Raw genomic sequence first — 26,988 nt, forward strand, 5'->3', positions numbered from 1 at the left:
GTAGATTGATAATATTTTTTTATCGTCAATACGTTACCTCATCGATTATTCATAATAAAATGCTTATTCACCGCTTTAACTACGTGATTTCATTGTGTCCTCGTGTGCAAAGTTTGCAAGGGCGGTTTTACGCAGGGTATGGGCAACAGGTATATTGAAGTAAAAGATTGTCGCTAAATTAAGTACAGAGTGCAGCCCAAGGGGAGCAGATGTTCGGCTATCATTCAGCAACACCTAAAATACGCCTGACGACGGACCGCATGTCATTGCGGTTGGTTCATGAACGTGATGCCTACCGCATGGCTGAGTATTATGCTGAAAATCAGGTATTTCTCAAACCATGGGAACCCGTGCGCGATCAAAGTCATTGCATGCCTTCCGGTTGGCAGGCGCGGCTGGGTATGATCATGGAGCTACAAAAGCAGGGGAGCGCCTACTACTTTATTCTGCTGGACCCCGAAGAGAAAGAAGTGCGCGGAGTGGCTAACTTTAGCAATGTACTGCGAGGTTCGTTCCATGCCTGTTTTCTGGGTTATTCATTAGGTGAGCGCTGGCAGGGTCAGGGTTTAATGTTTGAAGCGTTGCAGCCGCTGATTCGCTATATGCAGCGGCAGGAACGGATGCACCGTATCATGGCTAATTATATGCCGCACAATCATCGCAGTGGCAACTTACTGGCACGCCTTGGATTTGAGCGTGAAGGTTACGCCAAGGATTATTTACTGATTGATGGTCAGTGGCGCGACCATGTGCTGACTGCTTTGACTAATAAAGAATGGACGCCAACTCGCTGAGGTCAGGATGAAACACAGTTTAAATGCACAGGAAGCCAGAGTTATTGGCTGTTTGCTAGAAAAACAAGTGACAACACCGGAGCAATATCCGATGTCGCTCAATGGCGTGACCGTCGCCTGTAACCAGAAAACCAACCGTGAACCGGTGATGGAGTTATCCGATTCGGAAGTCCAGCAGACACTGGATTTCTTGCTGAAAAAACACCTTATTCGCACCCAGAGCGGTAACCGAGTAATGAAGTACGAGCACCGTTTTTGCAACTCGGAATTTGGCAACCTAAAGTTCTCACCTGCTGAGTTGGCGGTGATTACCACGCTATTATTGCGTGGTGCACAAACACCAGGAGAGCTGCGTACTCGCACTAACCGGATGTATGAGTTTGCCGATGTTACTGAAACAGAAGAGGTATTGAACCAACTGGCAATCCGCGAAGATGGGCCATTTGTGGTGCGTTTAGCCCGTGAACCGGGTAAACGTGAAAGCCGCTTTATGCATCTTTTTAGTGGTGAGGTGGCCCCGGCCTTGGCAATAGCAGAGAGTGCTGAAGGAGAAAGCAGCGCCCTTGAGGAGAGAGTTGCCCAACTTGAACGGCAAGTGGTCGCACTGACACGTCGGTTGGATGAAGTATTGATTCAGTTGGATGATTAATAAGGATCCTATGAAAAAGCTACGTATTGGTATTGTCGGTTTGGGCGGTATTGCACAAAAGGCCTATTTACCTATTTTGACTCAAGCACGGGACTGGCAACTGGTTGGTGCGTTCTCCCCCAATCAAATCAAAGCACAACCTGTGTGTGACAGCTATCGGATGCGCTATTTTTCTCGATTAGATACGTTAGCTGCTGAATGCGATGCTATTTTTGTTCACAGCAGTACTGCCAGCCATTTTAAGGTGGTCAGTGAACTGTTGCAGGCAGGGATTCATGTTTATGTCGATAAGCCGCTGGCCGAAACACTGGAGCAATCCGAACAATTGATAGCACTGGCCGCGAAACGGCACTTGGCACTGATGGTCGGGTTTAACCGACGTTTTGCTCCGCTATACCAACAACTGAAACAACAAGTCATTCACCCGGCATCGCTGCGGATGGAGAAACATCGCCAGAACAGTGTGGGGCCGAATGATCTGCGCTTTACCTTGCTTGATGATTATCTGCATGTGGTGGATACCGCTCTGTGGCTTGGTGGCGAAGCGGCAAAGCTGCTGAGTGGAACGCTTCAGACAAATGCGTTGGGACAGATGCTGTATGCAGAACACCATTTTCAAGCGGGCAATGGTCTGATAACTACCAGTATGCACCGCCACGCAGGGACCCAGCGGGAAAGCGTGCAAGCCGTCAGTACGGCTGCCTGTTATCAGGTTAGTAATATGAGCCACTGGCAGCAGGAGTCGGATGGGCAGGTGATAAGTTTGCCAGTAGCCAGTTGGCAAACCACCTTAGACCTGCGAGGCTTTACCGGTGCAGTGCATCATTTTATTGATGCAGTAAGCAACCAAACGGCACCACAAGTTTCGGGTGATGAAGCTATTTATGCGCAGCGAATGATAGAGCAAATTTTACAGCAGGATACTGTTCAATAAGTCGATAATGCAAAGCAAAATGGCGCAAAAAGCGGGCTAAGTCAGTAATTTGTTACACCTTACGATGGATATTCATCGCCGGATACGTAGACTGGCGGCTGTGTTCACACCGTTTCAGGGGCACCTTAATTTCGGTACCTCAACAATTGGGTAGAAGCGACGCCTGCTAATTGCAGGCGTTGATATTTACGGCGAATTAAAAACAGATCGGAAAACAGATCAGAACCCCATATCAGACAACCTATGAATCTACTGAAATCACTGGCAGCCGTCAGTTCCATGACCATGTTTTCCCGCGTATTAGGCTTTGCCCGTGATGCGATAGTGGCGCGGGTTTTTGGTGCCGGGATGGCAACGGATGCCTTCTTTGTGGCATTTAAATTGCCTAATCTATTGCGGCGAATATTCGCGGAAGGGGCATTCTCACAGGCTTTTGTCCCCATACTGGCCGAATATAAAAGTCAACAGGGCGAGGAGGCAACCCGCACTTTCATTGCTTACGTCTCTGGTCTGTTAACCCTGATACTGGCAGTAGTGACCGTTTTGGGGATGTTGGCCGCGCCTTGGGTGATTTTTATTACGGCTCCCGGCTTTACTGATACACCTGATAAGTTTGCGTTAACCTCCGCGCTGCTGCGAGTGACTTTCCCTTATATTCTGCTAATTTCGCTGGCCTCCTTAGTGGGGGCGATCCTTAATACCTGGAATCGTTTTTCTATTCCTGCTTTTGCGCCCACTTTCCTTAATATCAGCATGATAGGTTTTGCGCTGTTTGCCGCACCCTATTTCAATCCACCAGTCATGGCGCTGGCCTGGGCGGTGGTGGTTGGCGGGGTACTGCAATTAGGCTATCAGCTCCCTCATCTGAAGAAGATTGGCATGTTGGTGCTGCCACGGTTATCACTGCGTGATGCTGGGGTCTGGCGGGTTATGCGCCAAATGGGGCCGGCGATCCTTGGTGTGTCAGTCAGCCAAATATCTTTGATTATTAATACCATTTTTGCTTCATTTTTAGTGTCAGGCTCCGTTTCCTGGATGTATTACGCTGACCGTTTGATGGAGTTTCCGTCGGGGGTGCTGGGTGTGGCGCTTGGCACGATTTTATTGCCCTCACTGGCAAAAAGTTTCTCCAGTGGCAATCATGATGAATATTCCCGACTAATGGATTGGGGACTAAGGTTATGTTTCCTATTGGCGTTGCCAAGTGCTGTTGCATTAGGGATTTTAGCTAAACCGTTGGTGGTGTCATTATTCCAATACGGTAAATTCAGTGCTTTTGATGCGGCAATGACGCAACGGGCGTTAGTGGCCTATTCCATTGGTTTAATGGGGCTGATTGTAGTGAAAGTGTTGGCACCCGGTTTTTACTCGCGTCAGAATATTAAAACGCCGGTGAAAATTGCCATTATCACACTGATATTGACCCAAGTAATGAACCTGATATTCATCGGGCCGCTCAAGCATGCTGGGTTATCACTCTCTATTGGGTTGGGGGCCTGCCTTAATGCCAGCTTGCTATATTGGCAACTGCGTAAACAGAAAATATTCCAGCCACAACCGGGTTGGGCCGTATTTCTAACCAAGCTGGTTATCGGTGTTGTGGTGATGTCGGCCGTGTTACTGGGGCTGCTCTGGGTGATGCCTGCGTGGGATGTGGGGGGGATGGCCTATCGCTTGTTACGGTTGTCTGCTGTCGTTGCCGCAGGGGTGATTGCCTATTTTGCCGCGCTGGCATTACTCGGATTTAAAATTCGGGATTTTGCCCGCAGAACATCCTGAGTCAATCAATCCAAATATAATTATAGATTAAATAAATAATCTAACCAAAGCCCCGATATTTCTCGGGGCTTTTTTTATCTTTTAACGACGCTGTTTTATTGGTTTACATAATAAAAATTTTATTTCTATTAAATAAATGCATCTAAATCGACTAATTATATTGCTAATCATTAAAAAGCATCTCATTAGCTTATCATGTACTTTATTGGGCTTGGGTATTATGTATTTTGAATGGGTGTTGATATGCACATCAATTTAAATAAATTCGTTCATATTGACCTTTCACAGTATGTGATTCAATTCGTCTTTATGTTTATGAAATATTTAAAATGTACACTCAAGGTATTTGATAAATGCTTATTATACGGCTATCTATTTTAATCGCTTTTTTCATTTGTAATATTGCCCAGGCAGATAAGACTGACTTGATCGAAAATGATAAAAGAAAACAGTGCCTGGCAATGTCAGGAATTTTTGTTCAAGGGAATACACTTATTTCATTAAAGGATATAGAACGACTCATTAATATCGAAAATGACTGTATTACAAATAATGATATTAACACTCTGGCTAAAGACATTACCAAAGAGTATATAAAAAAAGGCTATATTGCTGCTCGCGTCAAATTTATACCTATAAATGCGCAGGGACAGCTTGGGCTGCGTGTGACTGAAGGTATTGTTGAAAGAATTGCCGGTGGGGATAAACGAACAGATCACAAAATGCTATTTCCTAGCGTGGTGGGTAAACCACTCCAGGTAGCACAGCTTGATCAAGCCATCGATCAGGCCAATAAATTGCAATCTAACCAAGTCACTCTGGATATATTACCGGGCAGTAACGAAAATGGCTCAATTATTCTGATAAAAAACAAACCGTCTACGTCATGGCACTTATCAGGTTCAGTCGATAATTATGGTTATAAAAATATTGACGAGTGGAAGAAAAAAATATCTTTTACCCTGGATAGCCCACTCGGACTGTCAGATATGATCAGCATTAGCCTGAATAGAACATTAGACAGCCAAAGAGTACGTTATAAAAATGAAACTACACTATTTTATTTAATCCCTTATGGTGCTTTTACATTTAGTGCTTTTATCAACCAAATGCAGTATAGGCGCTATGAAACACTGACTTACAATAGGGTTAAACTTCATGGGGATGTAAGAGACATTAATTTTCGCTCTGAATATACATTTGATCGCAGTAAAAACAAGATAAACACACTCAGTGTGCAGTTAAAAAACAAGAAAATAAATACCCGTTTTAATGATAAGAAAATCGAGGTAAGTAGTTACCAATTGACTACGCTGCAACTTGGTTTAAATCAATTATTCATTATGCCCACAAGTGCAATTAATATTAATTCTTATATGGAAAGAGGTGTGCCATGGTTCACTAATGATAAAGTTCGTGGTCATAAAAAGGTGTTTAAAATAGATAATAGATTCACAAAATGAGGTGTCAATTTTAATTTAAATTACGGCTTTCTGGTCCTTAATTCACGGTATCAACTAAACAGTATTTTATCTGGACAATATAGTCATGGTCAATTGCCTGGCTCGGAGGAATTCAACATAACAGAACGTAATGCTATTCGCGGATTTAGCCGGGGAGCGAGTAAAGGGCAATTAGGTTGGTATACAAAAAATACACTTTCACGACATGTATCGAGGGCCAATTTAACCTTTATACCTCGCGTGGGTATAGATGTTGGGCGGGTATTGCAACGTGATAATAAACAAGGCTGGCAAAGCAACGCCGGTTTGAGTGCCGGAGTCACGCTTTACTACAAGAAGGTAAATCTTGATGTCGAGGTAAGTCGTGGTTGGCTGTTATCAGATAGTTCCGGCCGTAAAGAACCTGTCCAGATATTAGGTCGGCTAAGCTACGCATTTTAATATTAATACAATATTGATTAAAAAATTAATAAGGGTAATAACTCATGAGAAAAAAAGAATTTAAACTTTCACCAGCAGGAAAATTAACCGTTCTATTGGCGATGATGCTAACGCCAATATCTGTTATTCACGCAGCGGAGTCGAGTCTGGCAGCGACAGCAGGGGCGCATGGCCCTGATATCCATGTTGCTACCAATGGGGTGCCAGTGATTAATATCGCCCCACCTTCGGCATCGGGAATGTCTCACAATCAGTATGAGGCGTTCAATGTAGGCCGTGAAGGAGCGGTATTTAATAACTCCTTGGAAAGTGTTAATTCAAATGCGGGGCAACTCGGTGCCAACCCCAATCTGCAAGGCAACGCAGCCAGTTTGATTCTAAATGAAGTGGTTGGTCGTAATGCCTCGCTGTTATTGGGGCGGCAGCAAGTTGTTGGTATGGCCGCTGACTACGTTCTGGCAAATCCGAATGGTATTAGCTGTGATGGGTGTAGCTTTGATCCTAATTTCAATCAGGTAACCCTGGTGGTGGGTCAGTCGGTGGTAAATAACGGGGCATTACAGCAATTTGATACTGCAAACAACACACAAAGAATGACAATAAAGAACACCGCTGCCACCGATCTGGCTAATGTATTGACGTTAATTACCCCGACTATCGATGCTGACAGTGCTATTCGGGCGGCTAAGGATGTTAATGTTATTGTTGGGCAAAACAGGGTTTCTAGCCAAAATGAAGTACTCCAGTCTGATACTACAGAAGCCCACGAGACTATGATTGACGGATATTTCCTTGGCAGCATTGCGGCAAATCGTATTCAACTCATCGATACCCGTAAAGAGAGTGGTTTGACATTGGTGGGGGATATCACTGCCCAAGAGGAACTAAATATCAATGCAGCGGGCACCATCTGGCTACAAAGCGATGTTGTAAAGGGAGAATCTATTGATCTACAAGCCAAGAATATAATCATGGCTAAAGACCCTGTATCCACAAAAGGATCGAATAAAACAGACGAACTTATTTTTGTGGACAGCAGTAATATTAACATTACCGCAAGCGAAAATAACCAATTAACCGGTGTTACATTTAGGGCACATGATGTATTAGTCAAAGGCTCTACCGTAATCATTGAGGGTTTGGCGCGTGAAAAGAAAACCATTATAGATTCAGATAAACAGGGTGATGGCATTGGTGATAAAATTACCGAATATACTCAAAGTGTGAAGAAATTCGACGAGAGTTTAATACTCGGTATCGATAGTTTAAATATTGAGGCTACTGATGGAGATTTGGTTATAAAAGGCACGAATCTAAAAAGTGGCGGTGACACAAAATTGGATGCAAGTCGTGATTTGCTTCTCAGCGGGCATATTGGCAAGGAAACGACTGATAAATTAGTTGTAATGAACGATCTGGGGGGGGATCTAAAAAATGGCAATACAAGAGAATTAATTACATTTGAGACGTTAGGTAAAACAAATATATATGCTAATGGAAATGCTGAGTTGAAGGCTGGGCGGAACATCAATATTGCTGGCGTGAAAGTTAATGTAGATGGCTATCTTAAATTAAATAGTGGTAATAATATTAGCGTAAATCCACAAAAAATTGAAAATTCCAAAGTGAGTTATACGGGCTTTACTCAATGGGACGCGTTAGGAGGCAGTGAAAGAGATTCAGATAAAAAATATACTTATATCAATGAACTGTCAGAGTTATCTAGCAGCAAGGTTTATATCAACGCCAATGAAAATATTTCTATTATTGCTAGTAAAGTTAATGCGTTAAATGATACATCGATTAAAGCGTCAGGCGATCTGATTTTGGCAGGGGTACTTAATAAAACAAGCGAACGCTCTAGCAAAGAAACAGGTGTTGCATTTAATATTATCATAGATTCTAACAACAAGAAGAACAGCAATGAGCGTTTTATTGATACTGAGATAACATCAGGGAACGGCGTTGCTTTAGATTCAAATAATGTCTTTATTGATGGTGCATTGGTTAATACTCGCGGTAAATTAGACATCGATGCCAAGGGTAACTTCGTTGTCACGGCAGCTCGCCAACAACAACAAAGTGATGAACAAGACAGTCGTCTTAGTTGGGAATGGTTTGCTAAGAAACAGAAAGATAAGCAATACCGGGCAGGGTTTGAAATTAAACATGTTAATAACAAAGAAAAAAACAGTAAAACAAAGAGTCATTTTGCCACATTAATGGGAAAGACAATCAATATTAATGCGGATAAAGACATTAGGTTTTACGGTACTGCGATAAAAACAAATCAGGGGGACTTGGCGTTATCGGCTAAAGAAGGGGTCCAATTCCTGGCTGCAATTGATTCCAATATGACGGATAAAGAGCGTACCATTTACTCCGGTGGTGCACATTATGATGGCGGAATAGATAAATTTGGTAGTGGTGTTGAAGGTAAATATAGTAATAATAAGAGCCATGAGCTAACTAATACCAGTATTGGCGCAAAGACTGATATCAATGGAAATATGACGATTACTGCTGGAGAGGATATCACTCATCAGGGCGCTCAGCATCAGGTTAGTGGGAAATATTATGAAAGTGCGAAAAATATCTATCATATGGCCAGCAATGATAAAACTATCAGTAACAGCACTGAAAAAGAAATTAAAGCAGGGCTAGGTTTTAACATTAATTACAGTAAATATACCCGGCAAATAGAAAAAGTCATAAAGGACCCTGCGAATGTACTTCATCATTTAGGCGGCACAGGGAGTATCAAAGGAATTTCAGATCCTAACGTTGGTGTGGATATCTATGCCAGTGGTGGTAAGACGACTAAATCAGGTCTCAGCTCATTGGCTTCAGTAACAGAAATAGCCGCCGCAGATATTACTTTGCTTGCCAGAGAAAATATCATTGATGATGGTACACAGTATCACGCCAAGGGTATTAATAAGCAAGGCGGACTGTTTAGTTTGGATGCAGGCCATCATTTCAGTCATGCAGCAATAAACTCCAGTCAAAATAATATTGAAAATGAGAAGGGGGAAGGCACGATTCGGGTCTCAACCATGACAGGTAAAGACATAAAAGTAGCATTATCAGCCGCAGGCGAGACGTCTGAAAAAGATAGCGCGAGCAGCGTGTTGTTACCCTCATCTATTAAGGCGGGTAGTAATGTGCTGATTAACACAATTGGCAATGCCTATTATCAAGCGACGGAAATCTCTTCTGAGCAAGGGGGGATTCATATTAAATCTGGTGGGGATATACATTTTGATCAGGTCATTGATAACCGCAGTAATAACGCCACAGGCACTCATGGGAAAGGTAAATTAGCCGTAGGCGGTGGTGTGGGGTCTAAAGAGTTGCGCCTTGAATTGGGAGGAGGTTACCAAAAGAGTCATGGACATGAGTCAAATGCTAAAGTGGGTCAAATAAAGGCACGGCATGATGTCACTTTAGATGCGAGTAACATTACTCTCATTGGGACTAAAATAGGTAATGAAAAAGCCAAGGTTGGCAATGTTCAGATGATGGCAGGTCAAAAATTAATATTAGGAGCCTCGCTGTCAGACAGCGCTAATAATGGTCTTAAAGCCGGTGGGAATATCAGAGTCGGAGGTAAGGTCGCCGCTTCTGAGACTGATAGCAGCAAAATGGGTTTCATTGGCGGTGATGGCAATGCAGATAAAGTCAATGAATCCAAAGTGGTCCGTAAAGGAATGAATATATACAGTGCCGGGGTGGTTTCATTGCAGGCGCACAGTGATGATAATCAGGCGATTTATACTCAAGGGCTACAGGTTGATGCAAAAAAAATGGATATCAATACCAATCAAGGGGGCATATTGATGGAGTCTGCGCTAACTGTGTTGCCAAAAGATAATTGGAACTTTGATATTAATGCCGACTTGGTGCTAACCGGTAAGTTTAATAAAGACAGCAATGGCCCCATTCCCGAACGAAACGCAACAAACCATCATGCGTTATGCAGCGAGTAGATACTCTAAAAATACCTCATTCGGTGAGCTGTATTCCAGAGATTTGCGCCCCCGAGTGTTGAGGATGTGCTCCAGTCTCGCAATATCTTCATCGCTGACGCCATTAAAATCGGTTCCTTTCGGATAAAACCGCCGTATCAGACCGTTGGTATGCTCATTCAACCCCCGCTCCCAGGAATGATAAGGCCGGGCAAAGTAAACCTTTGCGCCCGTTACCTGAGTGATGTCCTTATGTTTCGCAAACTCGGGGCCCCATTCCCGAACGAAACGCAACAAACCATCATGCGTTATGCAGCGAGTAGATACTCTAAAAATACCTCATTCGGTGAGCTGTATTCCAGAGATTTGCGCCCCCGAGTGTTGAGGATGTGCTCCAGTCTCGCAATATCTTCATCGCTGACGCCATTAAAATCGGTTCCTTTCGGATAAAACCGCCGTATCAGACCGTTGGTATGCTCATTCAACCCCCGCTCCCAGGAATGATAAGGCCGGGCAAAGTAAACCTTTGCGCCCGTTACCTGAGTGATGTCCTTATGTTTCGCAAACTCGGGGCCCCATTCCCGAACGAAACGCAACAAACCATCATGCGTTATGCAGCGAGTAGATACTCTAAAAATACCTCATTCGGTGAGCTGTATTCCAGAGATTTGCGCCCCCGAGTGTTGAGGATGTGCTCCAGTCTCGCAATATCTTCATCGCTGACGCCATTAAAATCGGTTCCTTTCGGATAAAACCGCCGTATCAGACCGTTGGTATGCTCATTCAACCCCCGCTCCCAGGAATGATAAGGCCGGGCAAAGTAAACCTTTGCGCCCGTTACCTGAGTGATGTCCTTATGTTTCGCAAACTCGGGTCCGTTATCTGCCGTCAGCGGCGCGTGTCAAGGTAGTTGTCGCCTCAGTTAATTCATGCGGCCAACGTTTCACGTTCCGGATTTAACCAGACCTCATCCTGCCGGTGCCAGTTTCTCGTTGAACCTGACCACCGATGTGGATTCTGCATTTTCGCCGCTTCATAGACCGATTTACGCTGCGCCAGTAGTGCCCGATCTTCACCTCTGTGTCGTTGCCCTGGTGTGACGTAACGGATACCACTGTGCCGATGTTCTTCGTTATACCAGCCAACGAAGGTTTCTACCCACGCCTGCGCATCCTCCAGCGTCGCGAAGCCCTTCTCCGGCCAGCTCGGCACGTATTTCAACGTCCTGAACAGCGATTCAACATACGCGTTATCGTTGCTCACCCGTGGCCGGCTGTGCGACGGGGTTATCTTAAGTTCCGCAAGCTTTACCTGCAGCACCTGTGACTTCATCGGGGCTCCGTTATCCGCATGCAGTACCAGCGGCTCCTGCCAACAGCGTTCGCTCAGCACTGTCCGATTCATCAGCTCTGCCGCATGCTCACCACTTTCAACCAAGTGAACCTCGTGACCGACGATTTTGCGGCTGAACACGTCTTCTATCAGGTACAGATAGAACCAGTGTCCTGCCGTCAGCGACCTCAGCCAGGTAATATCCCATGACCACACCTGATTCGGTGCCGTCGCCCTCCAGGTCGATAGCGGCTTGCTTTGCGCTACCCTCTGCCGACCACGGTGCGTTGTTTCGCCAGCACGTCTTAGTATCCGATAAAACGTTGACTCACTGGCGATATAGCGCTTTTCATCCGCCAACAAAGGAACGATTTGCGTCGGTGGCAGGCTGGCGAACCGCAGTTCATGACAGAGGGCTAAAACCTGTTGTTCCTCTTCGGCAGTGAGTTTGTTCTTCGGGATGGGCCGTGACGCCGTGGGTCTGCGGTCATGCGTCCCTTTTCCCCAACGCTGTAATGTTCGCTCACTAAGCCCAATAGACTGGCAAGCCTCGCTCAGCCTCGCGCCTGCAGCAACGGCTTCCTTTACGATTGTCATCAATCGCAGCCTGTCCGGAGTCGGCGTCATTCGTCCCCGTTTTCCTCGACGAACAACGCCTTGAACTTTTTTTGCAATATCAGCAATGCCGCAGCCTCAGCCAACGCCTTATCCTTGCGGGCAATTTCACGCTTAAGCTGATGAATTTCGTTTTGCTGTTTCTTGACGAGTGCTTTCTCTTCACGCGGATCTGGCTGCATTATCTCATTCTTCCACTGCTGAATTTGCTCAGGGTAGAGCCCTTTACGGCGACAGTACTCAGCAACAGCATGGGCGGAAAGAGGTGCCGTTTCAACCAGGATGGCAAAACGAGCCTCACGGGACCATTGCTGCGGGGTTTTTACCTCAACGTGGGTGCTCGCGGTCGAAATACCTGCCTTGGAGCGCCAGGTGTAAAGCGTATTGACAGGGATCCCCTCAGAGCGTGCAATCTGAACAACCGGCTGATTGTGTGGTGGCATCATTCTGGCAATCACAGCGGCTTTAAGCTCAGGTGAATACGTTTTCATTCTTGTTGTCTCCAGCCCCTTGGATGTTTTCAGTTAGAGGCGACAACTACCCTGACATGGGGGGAGGCTGATAATCTTCATACTCCCAAGCAAAGACGCGGGAGAGTTTTTGGGCAATTTCCATCCAGTCCTTACCTTCGCACTGGTCGATATAATCAGTGATAGTTTTGGTAATCTCATCAAGATCATACTTACGAACTAATAGGGTATGACGCATCAACTCAGGCACCCAATGGTATTTGCAGAGCCACTCTGGAGTGCAAATAAACACATCAAAGTTATCTCCTCCTACTGAATCAGCAGAACCGATAGTTAATGTTAATGTTATTGCTGTTTCATCATTCTCGGGCGTATAAGAGTGAAAATCATGGTGAACACAATCAATACTTTTTAATATTGCTTTCATTTTTAATCCGAAATATTTGGCCCAGTGGGAGCGAAGCTGCGATTTGACGACATTTAGCCTCCATCACTGAAATTTCTCAGATGTGATTATAAAATCGCCAACGAAGGTACCCCATGATGAGACCTGCAATGGAGTGATTTTATGGAAAATTGGCAAGATGAGACCGAACAGAGAGATCTTTGGTTATTAAATGCTGAACAATTAGCTCTGTTGCCAGGAATGACTGATAAAGGTCGTATGGGTTTTGCTATGCAACTGAAGTTCATAGAGTTATATGGCCGATTTCCTGAAGATAACATACAAATCAATACCGATATTGCTCAGGCATTAGCCAAACAATTATCTGTTCCCATCGACGCTATTGCTTCATACGATCCCTGTTCCCGCCAGGGACAAAGGCATCGACGGACAATTCGGGATTTTTTAGGATATCGACCATCTACCGGTGCAGATCTGAAACAACTTTTCCATTGGTTATGCCAAGAGGCGTTACCGTTAGATCCCCTGGCCCGCCACGGTCGCGACGTTGCTTTCGACTGGTATCGTACACAGCGCATAGAACCGCCAGCCAGCGATGAACTCGATAAGACTATACGCTCTGCCGTTCGTCATTATGAGGCACTACTACAAACTGATATTTACAACCGGCTGAATATTGACAGTAAAGTTGCTATTAACCACTTGCTCTCTACTGATGATACGGATGAGACCAAAAAAACGTCAGGCAGCAATCTCAGTAAACTCAAAATGGATCCCGGTAAACCCAGTCTGGAAAATGTGCTTGCCGTCATTTATCAGCTAAAGCTTCTTGATAAGGTCGCGTTAAATCCGGATACATTTGAGGGGATCCCTGCTAAATTTATTGAAATATTTCAACAACGTTGCGCGACTGAATCTGTTCGGGAAATACGCCGTCACCCCTCAATAGTACGTTACACGATGGTCGCTATGTTTTGCTGGCGTCGCCGACAACAACTGACTGATGCATTAATCGAAATGCTAATGCTGCTGATCCATAATCTCGGTACGCGGGCAGAAAAAAAGGTCGATAAAAAACAATTCGCGGCGTTTAAAAAAGTAAGAGGCAAGGCCCGCCTGTTGTTTCGCATGGCAGAAGTCACGGTTGACCAGCCTGAAGGTGTCATAAAAGACGTCGTTTACCCTGTTGTTTCTCAGAAAATGCTGCAAAATCTGGTTGATGAATTCAAAATCCTTGGGGTTAATACCGAGCAGGAAGTGCACGAATCTATGCGCTCTTCTTATGGCTCTCACTACCGACGAATGCTGATGCCAGTCTTGGATCGGCTGGAGTTTAAGTCAGGAAATACGCGGCATCGGCCGGTTATTGATGCCATTAAGGTTATTCAGGCCCATCGAGACAGCAATCAGCATTTCTATGATGTTGGTAACGTGCCCGTTGACGGCATTATCCAGAAAAAATGGCGGAATATTGTCGTTGTGAGGAGCAAGCTCGGGGAAGAGCGAATAAACCGTATCAACTATGAAATATGTGTTTTACGTGCTCTACGTAAAAGTCTGCGCAACAAAGAGATTTGGGTTGATGGTGCCGATCGTTACCGTGATCCGGCAGAGGATCTTCCTGTCGATTTTGCCACCAATCGGGAAAAGTACTATTCCATGCTGCAAGTGCCTGCTGATGCAACGATGTTTATCGACCATATCAAGGATACGATGCGTCAGTGGCTAAGCACCCTCAATAATGGCCTGACGAAAAATGCCAAACTTCGTCTCAGGGAGCAGGGCAAGAACAGGATCCATCTGACGCCACTGGACAGACAGATTGAACCTCCCAATACAGCGGCATTGAAGCGCGAGATTGCCCAACGGTGGGACGATCTGGAGTTAATCGATATTATTAAAGAAGTCGATTTACGTGAAAACTTCTCAGCGGTATTTCGAACTTCCGCCAGTCGGGAGGTTCTTGAACCGGAAATATTACAACGTCGCCTGCTGTTATGCCTTTTCGGCCTCGGTACCAATGTCGGGTTGAAGCGGGTAGCCAGCCAGCAACCCAGTGTCAATTATGACGAACTGCGTTACGTCAAACGGCGTTTCATTAAAAAAGACGCTCTACGTAGTGCGATTTCACACATTGTTAATGGAATTCTCCATATCCGCCAACCCGCTATCTGGGGGAATGCCACCACATCCTGTGCCTCGGATTCCCGGAAATTCGGCGCCTATGACCAAAATCTGATGACTGAATGGCATGCACGTTACGGCGGGCGAGGCGTGATGATTTACTGGCATGTGGATACGCACTCAACATGTATTTATTCACAACTGCGGCGCTGCTCCTCATCCGAAGTGGCCGCTATGATGGAAGATGTCTTGCGGCACTGTACTGACATGGAAATCAACCACCAGTATGTTGACAGCCATGGGCAAAGTGAGGTGGCCTTTGCGTTCAGCTATGTGCTGGGATTTGACCTGCTACCACGCCTGAAAGGTATTGCCCGGCAAAAACTGAATTTGTGCGAAAAAGAAGATGCTGTTTTGTATCCTCATTTGACGCCGATTTTAACCCGGGGGATCGACTGGGAACTCATTTCGCAGCAGTACGACGAGATAATCAAATATATGGCAGCACTCAGGGTCGGCACAGCCGAACCTGAGGCTATATTGCGGCGCTTCACCCGTAACAATGCGCAACATCCAACCTATAAAGCACTGGCTGAATTGGGTAAGGCGATTAAAACTATTTTCCTTTGCCGTTATTTGCATGATGAGTCTCTCCGCTGCGAAATTAATGCAGGTCTGAACGTTGTGGAAAACTGGAACAGTGCCAATGATTTTATTTTTTATGGCGAGCATGGTGAATTTACCAGCAATCGGACAGCAGAGCAGGAATTGTCGATGCTGTCATTGCATCTGTTGCAAATCAGTCTGGTGTATATCAATACGTTGTTGATTCAGAATATTTTGTCTGAGCCGGCTTGGCGCCAACGAATGACCGAAGAAGACTGGCGTGGACTAACGCCGTTGATATACCAACATGTTAATCCGTATGGCCGAATAGAGCTGGATATGGACCAGCGACTTGCACTGGCAGCCTGATATTGTTTAACGGGCCTGAAACTTTGAGTTGCATCGATGAGTAAAGAAAACGGTGGTTTGTGAGAATCGAATATGTCGTTTTTTGCATGACGTAGTTTCAGGGCTTAGCGATTCTCAAAATCCATTCTTGAAACTCGATTCTTAATTCCCTATGCTCCCAACGGGTTTCGGTAAAAAATCAGCAGGCAGGTGGGGGAAAAATGGAAAATAAATTGCGGTTTGAAGTACAGGAAGATTTCGGCTGTTTCGTTTACCCGGAAGAACGGTTTGCTCCTTTGCTGGATGAGTTCGATGATCTGCTTGATGCCCGTCAGTCTGGCGAGATGAATGATAAACGCTATATTGCCGAACTGAACCGTCTCATTAGGCAGGAGTCTGACCTTATTGATCTTCATGCACACCTGTCATTTGCTTTCCTGGAGCAGGATAAGCCAAAAAAAGCCCTGGATGCTGCCCTGGCCGGGCTGGCGGCAGGTAACCGGCTTATCCCAGAAAGTTTTTCAGGCGCTATTGAGTGGGGATACGTGGATAATCGCCCGTATCTTCGCGCCCTGCAGGGGGCCATGCTGGCGTATGTGCGCTTACGACGCCATAAAGATGCTGCCACGCTTATTGATAAAATGCTGGCTTATAACCCTAATGACAATCAGGGAAGTCGCTATCTGCTGGGCTCGGAAGTATTGCGCGCTGGCAACAAAGAGCGGGCGACGAATATTTTTGATGAGTACGCAGATAATTACCCTCCTTACTACTATGAGCTGGCCCTGCTTCATATTCTCAGTAAAGACTGGGTTAAAGCAGCAACAGCACTTCGACACGGATTCAGTGCGAACAGTTACATCGCCGAAATGCTTTGCGGTAATTTCCACCCACAGCCGTTAGCAATATGGCACGGGAGTAATTTCGCAGAACCAGAGATGGCGACTGACTATATCGAAATGTATGGTGAGCTGTGGTTTCGCCACCCTGAAGCGTTGGCATTTGTACGCTGGTTATTTAACCACTCCAGCATTATGACCGAACGGGCCGCGCTGATGAAATGCACTGAAGACCTTTTCAGTGAACGGGATTTTGGTGCCCGTGGGCGCATTATTGACCATCAGCAGCGGTTACTGAATGGAATTGATCATCGTCTTTCAACGGAGATCGTTAAAAAGGTTAAAAACAGGCAAGGGCAGGAAATCTGGCCGTGGATGCACGCATTCGAATGGCCTGTCGTATGATGATTGGCTACGCGCGAGTTTCCACACAGGATCAGAACCTTGATTTACAAACTGAAGCTCTGACCAGGGCCGGGTGCGAAAAAATTTATGAAGATAAAATCAGCGGTGTACGAACTGAGCGTCCGGGATTAATTCGGACGCTGGAAATGCTTCGTGAAGGCGATACGCTGGTTGTCTGGAAACTCGATCGGCTGGGACGCAGCGTAAAACAGCTTGTTGATATGGTTGGTGAGCTGCACAAACAAGGCATTCAGTTCAAAAGCCTCACGGATGCTATTGATACCGGAACACCTGCTGGGCGTTTTTTCTTCCACGTGATGGCCAGCCTTGCTGAAATGGAACGAGAGTTGATCATCGAACGTACCCGCGCCGGGCTTGATGCGGCAAAGCGACTCGGCCGTAAAGGCGGGCGAAAACCCAAAATGACCAGCAGTAAAATTGAATCGGCTAAAAAATTATTAGCCAGCGGTATCCCTCCCAGGGACGTAGCTAAAGATCTCGGCGTTTCTATTCCAACTCTGTATCGCTGGTTGCCGGCATCAAAGCATTCTTAGGTTGCATGCAGGAAATATCTGGCACTTTCACGAGGAAAAGAATGATCGACTTAACCGCAGAGCAGCACCAGTTGGCGAAGATAGTTCATGACTACGCCAGCCAATTTCCCCCGACAGAGAATGGTGACGCTCAGCTATTGCAGGGCTGTTACGACTATATGGAAGCCTTTAAACGGGTGATGGACAGCGCTTCAAAAGTCCAGATGGACTATATCTGCTTGCAATACCCTGGATATTTGCGCTTTGCAAAGTGGATGGAACGACTGGCTCAGGGGGTTGCTGATGGAGTTATTGAGGTACCGAAAGATCACTAACAACATCATATGTCATGAATTTTTTGGGTTCTGATACTCCACTTGGTTAATAAACATACACATCGTGCGATTTGGCTTCGCGGGTCGAAGTCAAATGTCGTCAAATCGCAGCTTCGCTCCCACTGGGCCATATTGGTGCGCTCTAATACGTTAAAGCGGCCAGTTTGTTGTAAGTGCGTCACCAGAATGGTTTTTGACTGGTTCCCCAAACGATCAACACCATCGGAGAATATCCCGCTCATATAGCTTGAACGGTTGTCAAATTTACCCACAGAAATAGGGTCGCGTGGGCCGTTATATTGCGTGCCGTAAGAGGCGACTTTCGCCACTTCTAACGACCGCGAGGACTCAGAGGCACACCCACTTAATAAAAATACGGTTATTAAGGTGGAGGCTAAAAATATTCTTTTCATCATAAAAGCACTATTCTCGATAAAAGATTGAACAATTATATCTGATACCCTTGGCAGACCTGTTATGGAGCACTTGGGCAGCCAAAAGACTCAGATGGTTAGTTATCCAGGCTGTTCTTTGCAGCTTGTCCTGAATCATGCCCTTCTGCAAAAGAGAGCTCAGTTTATTACCACGGGCTATTTGCAACAGTGCCGCATCAGCCCACTTATTGTGGAGCTAACCTTTACATCGACTGAGCGCTAATCGTAAACCTGCACCAATTTCAGACGGAGAACTGTCCACAGGAAGAACAACGTCCTCAATACCATCACCTTTTGTCCTTCCCCAGCCTTCCAGCTTTTCATGGCGAGTTGGCGAAATAGTGATGAATCCATTAACACAATGGATACCACAGTTTTTCATACCCTTGAACAATGCTCGTTTGGTTTTGTAGCCATATTTTTCCATCAGCATTGCTATCCAGGCAGCGTATTGCTCTTTACCTTTTTCACGATCAAAAAAGGTTCCGCATTCCTTAACTGTCAAAGTTCGGCTGTCTGACAGTGCTTGCAGGATTGTTTCACCGATACTTTGCTCATCTGCATCAGGAGGTAATAAGTGGGATGGGAAAAGGGGATCAGATGAAACCATGCCCAACCCTGATTTAGTTTCTATAAGTAAAAATTCATTAGTACTGTAGCAACCTACCCAATAATCCTGAGCTTTATTAAATTTCATTATTTCACCTGTGTCACAGTAACCTTTACACCCTGACTTTTACCGTATTCAATGGCTCTGTTGATTTCCGTCCATTGCGTTGAAGTAGTATTTGCAGGAACTGCCAACTGAATTTCTCTATTAGTAATCATTGAGGAATTAATTTCTGTCTTTGAAAGAGTGTATGTATCAAACTTCGCCGCTGCATCAATATTCCCTTTGATAGAGCTATATACTTGATTCGGGTTAGCCAGCTTCGCCATTGTCTGCGTATCCATTGATTTGGCACTCACCGCTGTTTTTGTTGATACATCGTAATAGTCAAACGTTTTGAAGTTCTGCGGCAACCGTGAACTTGCAGGAAGCACAGTACCTACATAATCCTCCCATGGCATCCCCTGTTTGATATTACCTTGCCCCCATTGTATCCCTGTTTCGGCCGCCGAGACTGTCACAGTCGCTGTATTACGCCCCATAAACGAGAGCGCCGCTTGTGTCAGATCCTTGAGTAACAGCCCACCGGAGGCCAGCAGCACCTGATTTTCTGGATCAGATACAAATGCCGAGAATTCCGCCCAGCCAGGACTGTTTGCATTAATATTCGCTAGGTCTTGCGAGTTCCAGTACTGAACATAGGCTTTTGCTTGTTCATCCCTCATGACATCAAAACCAAAAACATCGCCTACCCATTCTGGACGTTCTGTGGCTTGCAGGCCTCCGTAGGCAAGCTCTTTATCCCAACCCAGACACGTTGCTGGCTCCGTTACACATTTCGACGATTCAAGTCCGGCACCTTGTTCATCACTAATCTTCTGATATTTTGCAATGATTATTGAGCAATCTCCGCCAGAGGCTTTACACGCCAGCATTTCTTTATCGAACGTAAGAGCTTGTGTTACATTCAGATAGTTATTCTCAACCGCATTCTTCCCGGCCTGCGCTCCGGCAACCGCATCTGCGGTACTGTTGCCCGCTAATCCTCCGGCTAATCCTGCTGCCAGTGTACCCAGCGCGCTGATGGTTTGTCGCTGATCTTCGGTCAGATCATCACGTTTGATACCCGGATAAATCTGCTGGGCAATATACTCGCCCATTACGGCTCCAGACGCGCCCGCCAGCGCACTGTTGCCGTTTATCTGCGCCACGACCGCACCCAGTACCGCGTGCGCCATCAGATTGGCTTCGGTGTTGATCTTGCCGTTAGCATCGGTAGTCATATTGTGAATCACTTCCGCCAGATACGGGGCTGAGGCGCCTGCCAACGCTTTCGCCATATCGCCACCGGCCAGGCCCTGTATGGCCGCCGTTGCGGCCTGAAGACCTTGTTGCAGTGCACTGCCGGTGCCGTATTTTTGCATTTCGGCTTTGTATTCTTTTGTCTCACGCAGAGCTTTAGCATCACCTTTCAACGTCGGATTGGCCTTCAGCGCGGCTTCCAAACCAATGATATCCCCTTGCGTCCTCGCAATATCCATCGCCTGACCACCAATCTCACCAATCAACTGGGCTTCACGCAGGCGGTTTTGTTCTTTCTCTTTGTCAAATATCGGCCCGATACTGCCGTTGGCGTTGTCAGTATCCCGGCTCAGGTCATCGACGTTCTGCTGCTGTTTATCGCTGTCCCGAATGGTGATAGTGCCCTCAGATACCGCCGCCTGCGTGGTGCCCTCGGCATGTCCGTCATTGCCCAGCCCCGACAGCACCACGCCACCCAGATTACTCAACAGGTCAGACCCCACCGGGCCACCGGTGCTCAGGCTGCCGCCCTGATGTTCCGCTTTGAAATCGGCTTTATTTTCGATGTTACTGAAGCCCAACGTACCGGTATCCAGGTTGTTCTTGCTCTTGTCTGCGGTGCTGGCAATCACTGCGCCATTCAGTTGGGTGTGTTCACCGACGGTGATATCAAAGCCACCTTTGCCTGCGAAAATACCGGTCTGCTCCTGTACCGAGTCATAATTGCTGTGTAGCTTATCTTGACTCATGCTCAGGTTGGCAGAGCCACCGCCGCCGACCACCGCCATGCTGACACCGCCACTGGTACTGGTTTGCTTCGCATCATAGTTATCGCTGTCCTGCTGGCTTTGCAGCAGCAAGTCACGGCCGACATCGACCTTGACGGTTTCACCGCTGGCTTGCGCGCCTATCAGCGAAGTATCACGCCCGCTGCTGAGCGACAGCGTGCCGCCACTGTCGACCTGGGTTTCCGTCCAGGTCGTGCCGTTACCGTGTTCATTGCCCTGACCTTTGTTGGCATTGGCAAAGATGCTCAGGCCACCGCCAGCACTACCGAACCCCAGACTGACACCCACACTGCCGCCACTGCTGCTGTTGCTGCCGTCAGTTTTTTTTGTGTTAGCGGCACCCAGCAGCAATATGTCACGTGCCGCATCCAGGGTCGTATCGCCACCGGCTTTGAGCTGGCTGCCTTGCACCACGATATCGCCGCTGTTTGCTGAGTTCCCCTCACCGGTCGCGTTGATGGTCAGGTTGTTGCCCGCCGTCAGGGTTGAACCGGTCACGCTGGTCTGTGCCTGATGTTGCTGCGAGGCCGACTTTTGTGCGCCCAATGAAGCGCTGACGCCGACCATGCTGGCGGTATCGCCTCCTTGCGCCTGCACCAGTTGGCCTGCCTGCACCGCCTGCGCACCACTGAGCGCCGCTTTCACCCCTTGCAGCGCAGACAGTCGGCCATTGCTTTCTTCTCGGGCCTCTTTGGCGGTGGTGACGGCGGTATTGAGGGCGCTGCCAACCGCGCCAGACAGGGCCAGTGTCAGGCCACTCGATTTTTGCTCGACGCTGTGGGTCTGGCTGCTTTGGTTCTCAGCCGCCAAAATCGCGACATTTTTCCCGGTCAGACTGATGTCTTTACCGGCTAACACGTCAGAGCCTTGCACCGTCAGGTCTTCACCGGCGGTCATATTGACATTGCCCAGCACGCTGCCAACGGTGCTGCCCACGTTGGAAATCGATTGACCGGTATCGGTCATTTTGGTGCTGTTGCTGCCGACCGTGACCCCAATCCCGCCGGTGCTCATCAGGCCAGATTTTTTCTGCTCATACAGGTGAGACTCGCTTTCGCTCTGTTGCGCGGTGCCGACGGTAATATTCTCTTTTGCGCGCAGGTTAATATCGTTATCGGCCACCACGTTACTGCCGATGACCGCAATATTTTTGCCACTGACATCCATCGAACCCGCCGACAGCATCGAACCCACCGCCAGTGTCTGGCTAATACTGTCTTCGGTGCGGGTGGTGGTGCTGGACGCCAGATTTTTGCTGATGCCGGTATGGTTGCGCTGTTCGTCATGCTGCTCAGTCTGGGTGGTGAGGGTGATATCGCCGCCCGCCGCCAGTTTTAGCGCGCCATCGGTTTGTACGCCACTGGCGCTGATGTTGATGTCTTTTACCGCATTAAGATTGATATCGCCGGTGGCGTTTAACTGGCTGCCGCGCAGCGTTTCATCATAGAGATTGACCGAACTGGTATGGCGCTTGCTGGAAGATTCGCCGGTGACATTAAGGCTGTCGGTGGCCGCACTGAGGTTAATATTCTGCGCCTGTATATCAATGGTATTGGCATGAATATTAGCGCCGATGGCGGTCAGATTGTTGACGTTAGCGGTCAGCGCACCGCCAACATTCACCTCGCTGCCCAGATGGCGAATATGTTCGCTGGTCGCACTGCCACCGTTATAACTCGAACTTATCTGGTCACGGGCTTGGGTCGTACTGAGCAGCCAGTCGCCGCCAGTATTGACCTGCAAATCCTGACCGACAGTGAGGCCAGCACCTTGCATGATAAAGTCACGCTCAGTATTGATAACCGCGTTATTGCTGACATTGATACTCGCCAGCGGCCCCAGCACGGTTTGGGTCCGCTGGACGGCCCCATTATCACTGCTGAGTTGCTCATTGCCGGTACGCAGTATCACATCGCGGCCGCTATCCAGTTGCAGGTTAGTGGCATTTAACCGCGCGCTGGTCAGGTCAATATCGCTGTTCAACGTACTGAGCAGCATAGTATTGCCAGCCTCAAGTAAGCCGCCACGGTTATTGAGCGTAATGCCCTGCGCCATGCTGATTTGCAGGTCATTGCTGGCTTTTATCGCCCCTGAGTTATTGAAACCTTGAACATCGGTTAAGGCGATATTATTCGCGGCAATCAATGCACCGTTGGCATGCAATTCACCCGGCTTGACGCCCGCCAGATAAACCACCGGCACCAGCACGGTTTGCCCCGCCACTTCGCGGCTTTCCATCAGCACGATATTGTTGGTTAATGCCGCCATTTGTTCCGCACTGAGGTGAGTGCCAAGGGCAATATTGAACGCTTTACTGTACTCGAGGCCCGCCGCAAACAGTTGCTCGAATTGCGCCTGGGCGCTGCGGTAATCACTGGCCACCGCCTGACCGGTCAAGGCCAGAACCTGGTCCCGCACCAAACGCTGTTCATAAGCATTATCCCCCAGACGTTTGTGTATCACGTTAGGGTCACTATTTAACTGCTGGAGCACGTAGTCTGACCCGAGCCAGTTGTTTAGATTGGCAAAGGCTGGATTCGTTTCAATCAGGTACTGGCTGTTGACGGTGTAGTCAGTGCTGAACTGATACAGCCCGCCATTGGGCGGTGTCAGGGAAATGCCGTTAAACTCGATGGCAAGGTCTTTCCCGGAATTGTTGTTACCATTAGGTGGCGCAATGGTACCGGGATTAGCCCCATTGTTGATTGTGGTGCCACTTCCGCTAAGGGTTTGTGCCGTGAGGCTTGACGCATATTGGTGAGTTGTACGCTCACTGACCTCTGGCCCCCAACTTCTGCTCCACAAGCCGCCTTTATAGTTACGGTAATTCCACTGACCGCTGGAGGTGGTGCGTTCGATCAGGCGTTGTGCGCTGCCCCAGCCATCTTGTTGCACAGTGACGCCAGAGAGTGAAATCTCGCCCTGTGCGCTCACTTTACTCCAGAAGTTTTCCAGCGTGCTGACCTGTGGCGTCAGGTTCCCGCCGGCCAGCAGTTGTGCCTCTGGGCTGATTTGATCAATGCGGTTATAGGCAATAGTCGACGTATAATCGGTGCCAATATAATCGCTGTTATCTGCTCCACCATGAGGGGGTTCACTGTAGCGTCCGCCTGGAATATCAGGTTTTTCTTCTGTCCAGACCGCTGACCCATTCACGGTGTCGGCCACAACAAAGTTGCTATTGGCGGTGAGAATATGACGGCGATTGGTCAGTGTCGTGGCGTAAATCAACATATCTTTGCCGGATTCAATCAAACCGGAGATATTGAGCACCTGAGCGGCTTGTTGGTAGAGGCCATTATTGTCTAAAACACCGGCCAGAATGACGTTGCCCATGCCTAAAAGGGTGGTCGTTGGGGCCGTGTCGGTGTCAGTGATGGTATCGCTGTTTTCAATCACCGGAGCCAGTAAGGCCAGGGTGCCATTTTCATCCGTGGCACCGATCAGGGCGTTCGGGCCTGAGTTGGTGATGCGCTCACGTGCCTTGAGTGTGGCTTCGGCACCAATCAGGGTGCCGGTGTTGAACAGGGTGTTGGAGTCAGTATTAAGGCTGCCGGTGGTAAGTATTTCGCGGCTATTAATCACGGCACCCGCAGCTTTGAGGCTGGCTTGCGTCGCAATAATCGTGCCGCTATTCAGTAAGTTGCTCGAATCGGTACTGAGTTTGCCGCCCGCCAACAATTGCCCGTTATTGGTCAAATCGCCCGCTGTAGTCAAGGTGAAATCACGCCCGGCCTGAAGTGTTGAGACCGCCAGATGGCTGAAATCGCTCTGTAACTGAATGCTCAGATCCTCGCTGGCCGTTATCTTGCCCGCGTGATTGTCCAACTGACCCAGATTCAACGACACCGTGTTCGCCGCCAGTGTGCCACTCTGGTTATTGAGGGTTTGGCCTGCATGCGCGTTGGCATTGAGGGTCAGTGCGCCAAGGGATGTGATGTTGGCGCGTTGCGTGCTGATATCACCGCTGTTGGCGGTGATATTCATTTCTCTGGCTTGGGTGTAGCTGTCGGTGAGATCAACCCGGCTGCCGCTTAATGTCATGGCACCTGCGGCGAGGGTTTGCCCTTGCGCTATCAACGCCTGACGGGTGGTCACCACCAAGTCACCGGCCTCCGTCAGGCGGCCATCACTTTGTACGCCAGCGGCCAATAGACTGCTGCTGTTGCTATCCAGGCGCTGTGCATTAACTGCCACATTGCCTTTAGAGAGCAGAGTACCACCTCGGTTATCCAGATCACCGGCCAGATTCAGGTTAAAATCTGTCGTCCCCGTTTGCGCTATCACGCCGCCCACATTGGTGAGTGATTGAGCGTTCAGCGTGACTTTATCTGCAATCAGGCTGGCATTATCGTTACGTAATAGAGCGGCGGTCGAGGCTGACAGGCTCTGACTGGCGAACAGAGTTGCACCAGCAAGATCGATATCCCCACCTTGGGCGGTCAGCGTCAAATCACGGCTTTGCGTTTGGCTGCCGCTAAGATCGAGACTCTGCGCAGTGAAGTGCTGCGCCGTCCCGCTGATATTTTTTCCTTGCGCGAGTAATTTTCCGCTGGCCTCAACACGCAGTGTGCCATCGGTAATACTGCTGTTGTTAGACTTGACGCCTGCACCCAAGACCGAGTTGCGGCTGCTGTTGACTTCAGCAGCACGCAGTGAGGTATCACCCGCCGCTGCGACAGTGCCGGTGTTATTCAACTTGCCCGCGGTGGTGAGCTGGGTATTGCCCTGTGCATAGAGTACACCTGCGTTCTCTATACCGGCGGCGGTATTCACCGCCAGATGTTGAGCACTGTTGATCTGGCCGCTGTTGACCAACATGCCATCTGCCGTGATGGTGATATCACCCGCTGATGCGCCTATCTCACCGGCGTTGCGTACACCAACGCCGCTTTCCGTGCCGATCAGGCGAATTTTACCGGCGTACATGCCACCCAAATTGGCGACATCCACGGCCACAGTGGGGCGCGGGCTGCCATCGGCGGCTTTGGCATTAATGGCCTGGTGCGCGGCATCCACTTGATTGCGGCCGGTGGTGACATTCAGGTCATTGGCCCAGAGGCCCGCATTCACTTTGACGGAACGGGCAATCAGGTCAGTATGATCCTGACGACTGCTGTCCAGACCATTGCCCTGAATGATAATCTCGCCGCGCTCAACGTCGTAGCCAGTGAGTTGGCCGTTATTGAGTTGCGCCTGACCGGTGGTTAATGTCGCGCGGTTGGCGTTGATAAAGCCGCAGCCCTCACAGGTAATGCCGGCCGGGTTGGCAATCACCACCTGCGCTTTACGGCCCGCCACCTCGATATAGCCATTGAGCTTGCTTGGGTCGCGGCTGTTCACTTCGTTGAGGATAATACTGGCCTCGCCCCGCGCCAGCCACGGGTTGCCATCCACCACGCCAGCAATCTGGGTTTGGTTGGGACCGTGGCCGTTATTGAGGATCACCCCGCGATTATCGACATCAAACTGGCTGTAAACGTTACGGGAAACCCCGCCACTGCTCGGCGTTTGGATATTCACCTGTGGCGTACCGTTGGCACTGCTGATAATGGTCGGTTGCTGATTACCCGGCGCACTGCCATCGGCGACAATATTGGCCTGCACGGATAATGAGACGCAGCCCAGTGCCAATAACAGGCTGAAGCTCAATGTTGATAAGGCACTGAGACGGCGGCTCTGAGTATGACCCACACCTGACGAGGGCGACGAAGCCGCCCGACCGGAGGCGGCGATATCGGCGACCACCATCAACAAGCCACGCGCCTTGTTAAATACGATTCGGTACAGGTTCTTATTCATGGTGGCTCTCC

At 48.3% G+C, this 26,988-nt stretch carries 16 protein-coding genes and 2 pseudogenes; 10 read left to right on the forward strand and 8 right to left on the reverse strand.

The window, feature by feature from the left end; translation table 11 throughout:
• The first annotated feature begins 209 nt into the window (after window positions 1-209).
• The 6 genes and pseudogenes from rimJ to ACWJJO_RS10070 all read left to right on the forward strand — a co-directional run bounded on the left by rimJ (window position 210) and on the right by ACWJJO_RS10070 (window position 10,049).
• On the forward strand, window positions 210-794 hold the full coding sequence (gene rimJ, locus ACWJJO_RS10045) for a ribosomal protein S5-alanine N-acetyltransferase (RefSeq protein WP_372569124.1): 585 nt from the start codon (window positions 210-212) through the stop codon (window positions 792-794).
• Window positions 795-801: 7 nt separating this feature from the next.
• Complete coding sequence (locus ACWJJO_RS10050; protein ID WP_083159014.1) at window positions 802-1,443, forward strand: YceH family protein; 642 nt, start codon at window positions 802-804, stop codon at window positions 1,441-1,443.
• Window positions 1,436-2,377 (forward strand): Gfo/Idh/MocA family protein, encoded by a 942-nt coding sequence (locus tag ACWJJO_RS10055; RefSeq protein WP_372558911.1) that lies wholly within the window; start codon window positions 1,436-1,438, stop codon window positions 2,375-2,377. Before ACWJJO_RS10050 ends, ACWJJO_RS10055 begins: the two co-directional genes overlap by 8 nt.
• Before the next feature lie 243 nt (window positions 2,378-2,620).
• The gene (gene murJ, locus ACWJJO_RS10060; protein ID WP_005185199.1) at window positions 2,621-4,156 is read left to right on the forward strand and encodes a murein biosynthesis integral membrane protein MurJ; all 1,536 of its coding nucleotides are present in this window, start codon (window positions 2,621-2,623) and stop codon (window positions 4,154-4,156) included.
• Between the two features lie 461 nt (window positions 4,157-4,617).
• Window positions 4,618-6,060 (forward strand): annotated as a pseudogene (locus tag ACWJJO_RS10065) (ShlB/FhaC/HecB family hemolysin secretion/activation protein).
• A 44-nt stretch (window positions 6,061-6,104) separates the two neighbouring features.
• A complete protein-coding gene (locus tag ACWJJO_RS10070; protein WP_481090984.1) occupies window positions 6,105-10,049 on the forward strand; it encodes a two-partner secretion domain-containing protein in 3,945 nt (1,314 codons plus the stop codon).
• On the opposite strand, the gene ACWJJO_RS10075 is transcribed toward ACWJJO_RS10070, so the two are convergent.
• The 5 genes from ACWJJO_RS10075 to ACWJJO_RS10095 all read right to left on the reverse strand — a co-directional run bounded on the left by ACWJJO_RS10075 (window position 10,035) and on the right by ACWJJO_RS10095 (window position 12,872).
• Complete coding sequence (locus ACWJJO_RS10075) at window positions 10,035-10,325, reverse strand: IS30 family transposase (protein WP_481090985.1); 291 nt, start codon at window positions 10,323-10,325, stop codon at window positions 10,035-10,037. The genes ACWJJO_RS10070 and ACWJJO_RS10075 overlap by 15 nt on opposite strands.
• 11 nt (window positions 10,326-10,336) lie before the next feature.
• Window positions 10,337-10,627: an IS30 family transposase gene (locus ACWJJO_RS10080; protein WP_481090985.1), complete on the reverse strand. Its 291-nt coding sequence runs from the start codon at window positions 10,625-10,627 to the stop codon at window positions 10,337-10,339.
• Between the two features lie 11 nt (window positions 10,628-10,638).
• Window positions 10,639-10,920 (reverse strand): IS30 family transposase, encoded by a 282-nt coding sequence (locus ACWJJO_RS10085; protein ID WP_481091577.1) that lies wholly within the window; start codon window positions 10,918-10,920, stop codon window positions 10,639-10,641.
• Between the two features lie 35 nt (window positions 10,921-10,955).
• Window positions 10,956-12,466, reverse strand: a protein-coding gene (locus ACWJJO_RS10090; protein WP_481090522.1) for an IS3 family transposase whose coding sequence is annotated in 2 segments (ribosomal slippage) — window positions 10,956-12,031 and window positions 12,031-12,466 — 1,512 coding nt in all. Because the reading frame shifts where the segments join, the coding sequence is not laid out codon by codon here.
• Window positions 12,467-12,512: 46 nt separating this feature from the next.
• The gene (locus ACWJJO_RS10095; protein WP_481090986.1) at window positions 12,513-12,872 is read right to left on the reverse strand and encodes an immunity 8 family protein; all 360 of its coding nucleotides are present in this window, start codon (window positions 12,870-12,872) and stop codon (window positions 12,513-12,515) included.
• 141 nt (window positions 12,873-13,013) lie between these two features.
• Between ACWJJO_RS10095 and ACWJJO_RS10100 the strand changes: the two genes are divergently transcribed.
• The 4 genes from ACWJJO_RS10100 to ACWJJO_RS10115 all read left to right on the forward strand — a co-directional run bounded on the left by ACWJJO_RS10100 (window position 13,014) and on the right by ACWJJO_RS10115 (window position 18,041).
• Window positions 13,014-15,950 (forward strand): Tn3 family transposase, encoded by a 2,937-nt coding sequence (locus ACWJJO_RS10100; protein WP_481090987.1) that lies wholly within the window; start codon window positions 13,014-13,016, stop codon window positions 15,948-15,950.
• A gap of 200 nt (window positions 15,951-16,150) precedes the next feature.
• Window positions 16,151-17,173 carry a tetratricopeptide repeat protein gene (locus tag ACWJJO_RS10105; RefSeq protein ID WP_481090988.1) on the forward strand — a complete coding sequence of 341 codons (1,023 nt, stop codon included), beginning with the start codon at window positions 16,151-16,153 and terminating at the stop codon, window positions 17,171-17,173.
• Window positions 17,170-17,727: a recombinase family protein gene (locus ACWJJO_RS10110; RefSeq protein WP_481091578.1), complete on the forward strand. Its 558-nt coding sequence runs from the start codon at window positions 17,170-17,172 to the stop codon at window positions 17,725-17,727. The genes ACWJJO_RS10105 and ACWJJO_RS10110 overlap by 4 nt, the downstream gene beginning before the upstream one ends.
• 41 nt (window positions 17,728-17,768) lie before the next feature.
• On the forward strand, window positions 17,769-18,041 hold the full coding sequence (locus tag ACWJJO_RS10115; protein ID WP_481090989.1) for an arylsulfatase regulator: 273 nt from the start codon (window positions 17,769-17,771) through the stop codon (window positions 18,039-18,041).
• A 122-nt stretch (window positions 18,042-18,163) separates the two neighbouring features.
• Here the strand turns inward: ACWJJO_RS10115 and ACWJJO_RS10120 are convergent.
• The 3 genes and pseudogenes from ACWJJO_RS10120 to ACWJJO_RS10130 all read right to left on the reverse strand — a co-directional run.
• Window positions 18,164-18,457: pseudogene (locus ACWJJO_RS10120) on the reverse strand (CsgG/HfaB family protein); the annotation flags it as partial.
• A gap of 214 nt (window positions 18,458-18,671) precedes the next feature.
• The gene (locus ACWJJO_RS10125; protein ID WP_481090990.1) at window positions 18,672-19,172 is read right to left on the reverse strand and encodes a contact-dependent growth inhibition system immunity protein; all 501 of its coding nucleotides are present in this window, start codon (window positions 19,170-19,172) and stop codon (window positions 18,672-18,674) included.
• Window positions 19,172-26,977, reverse strand: a complete 7,806-nt coding sequence (locus tag ACWJJO_RS10130) for a hemagglutinin repeat-containing protein (protein WP_481090991.1) — start codon at window positions 26,975-26,977, stop codon at window positions 19,172-19,174. The genes ACWJJO_RS10125 and ACWJJO_RS10130 overlap by 1 nt, the downstream gene beginning before the upstream one ends.
• Window positions 26,978-26,988: the final 11 nt, after the last annotated feature.

The organism is Yersinia antarctica (assembly GCF_056636475.1).

Bases quoted from the DNA above. Each gene is read 5' to 3' on its own strand.
- rimJ (WP_372569124.1), top strand. From the start codon at position 210: ATGTTCGGCTATCATTCAGCAACACCTAAAATACGCCTGACGACGGAC.
- ACWJJO_RS10050 (WP_083159014.1), top strand. From the start codon at position 802: ATGAAACACAGTTTAAATGCACAGGAAGCCAGAGTTATTGGCTGTTTG.
- ACWJJO_RS10055 (WP_372558911.1), top strand. From the start codon at position 1,436: ATGATTAATAAGGATCCTATGAAAAAGCTACGTATTGGTATTGTCGGT.
- murJ (WP_005185199.1), top strand. From the start codon at position 2,621: ATGAATCTACTGAAATCACTGGCAGCCGTCAGTTCCATGACCATGTTT.
- ACWJJO_RS10070 (WP_481090984.1), top strand. From the start codon at position 6,105: ATGAGAAAAAAAGAATTTAAACTTTCACCAGCAGGAAAATTAACCGTT.
- ACWJJO_RS10095 (WP_481090986.1), bottom strand. From the start codon at position 12,872: ATGAAAGCAATATTAAAAAGTATTGATTGTGTTCACCATGATTTTCAC.
- ACWJJO_RS10100 (WP_481090987.1), top strand. From the start codon at position 13,014: ATGGAAAATTGGCAAGATGAGACCGAACAGAGAGATCTTTGGTTATTA.
- ACWJJO_RS10105 (WP_481090988.1), top strand. From the start codon at position 16,151: ATGGAAAATAAATTGCGGTTTGAAGTACAGGAAGATTTCGGCTGTTTC.
- ACWJJO_RS10110 (WP_481091578.1), top strand. From the start codon at position 17,170: ATGATGATTGGCTACGCGCGAGTTTCCACACAGGATCAGAACCTTGAT.
- ACWJJO_RS10115 (WP_481090989.1), top strand. From the start codon at position 17,769: ATGATCGACTTAACCGCAGAGCAGCACCAGTTGGCGAAGATAGTTCAT.
- ACWJJO_RS10125 (WP_481090990.1), bottom strand. From the start codon at position 19,172: ATGAAATTTAATAAAGCTCAGGATTATTGGGTAGGTTGCTACAGTACT.
- ACWJJO_RS10130 (WP_481090991.1), bottom strand. From the start codon at position 26,977: ATGAATAAGAACCTGTACCGAATCGTATTTAACAAGGCGCGTGGCTTG.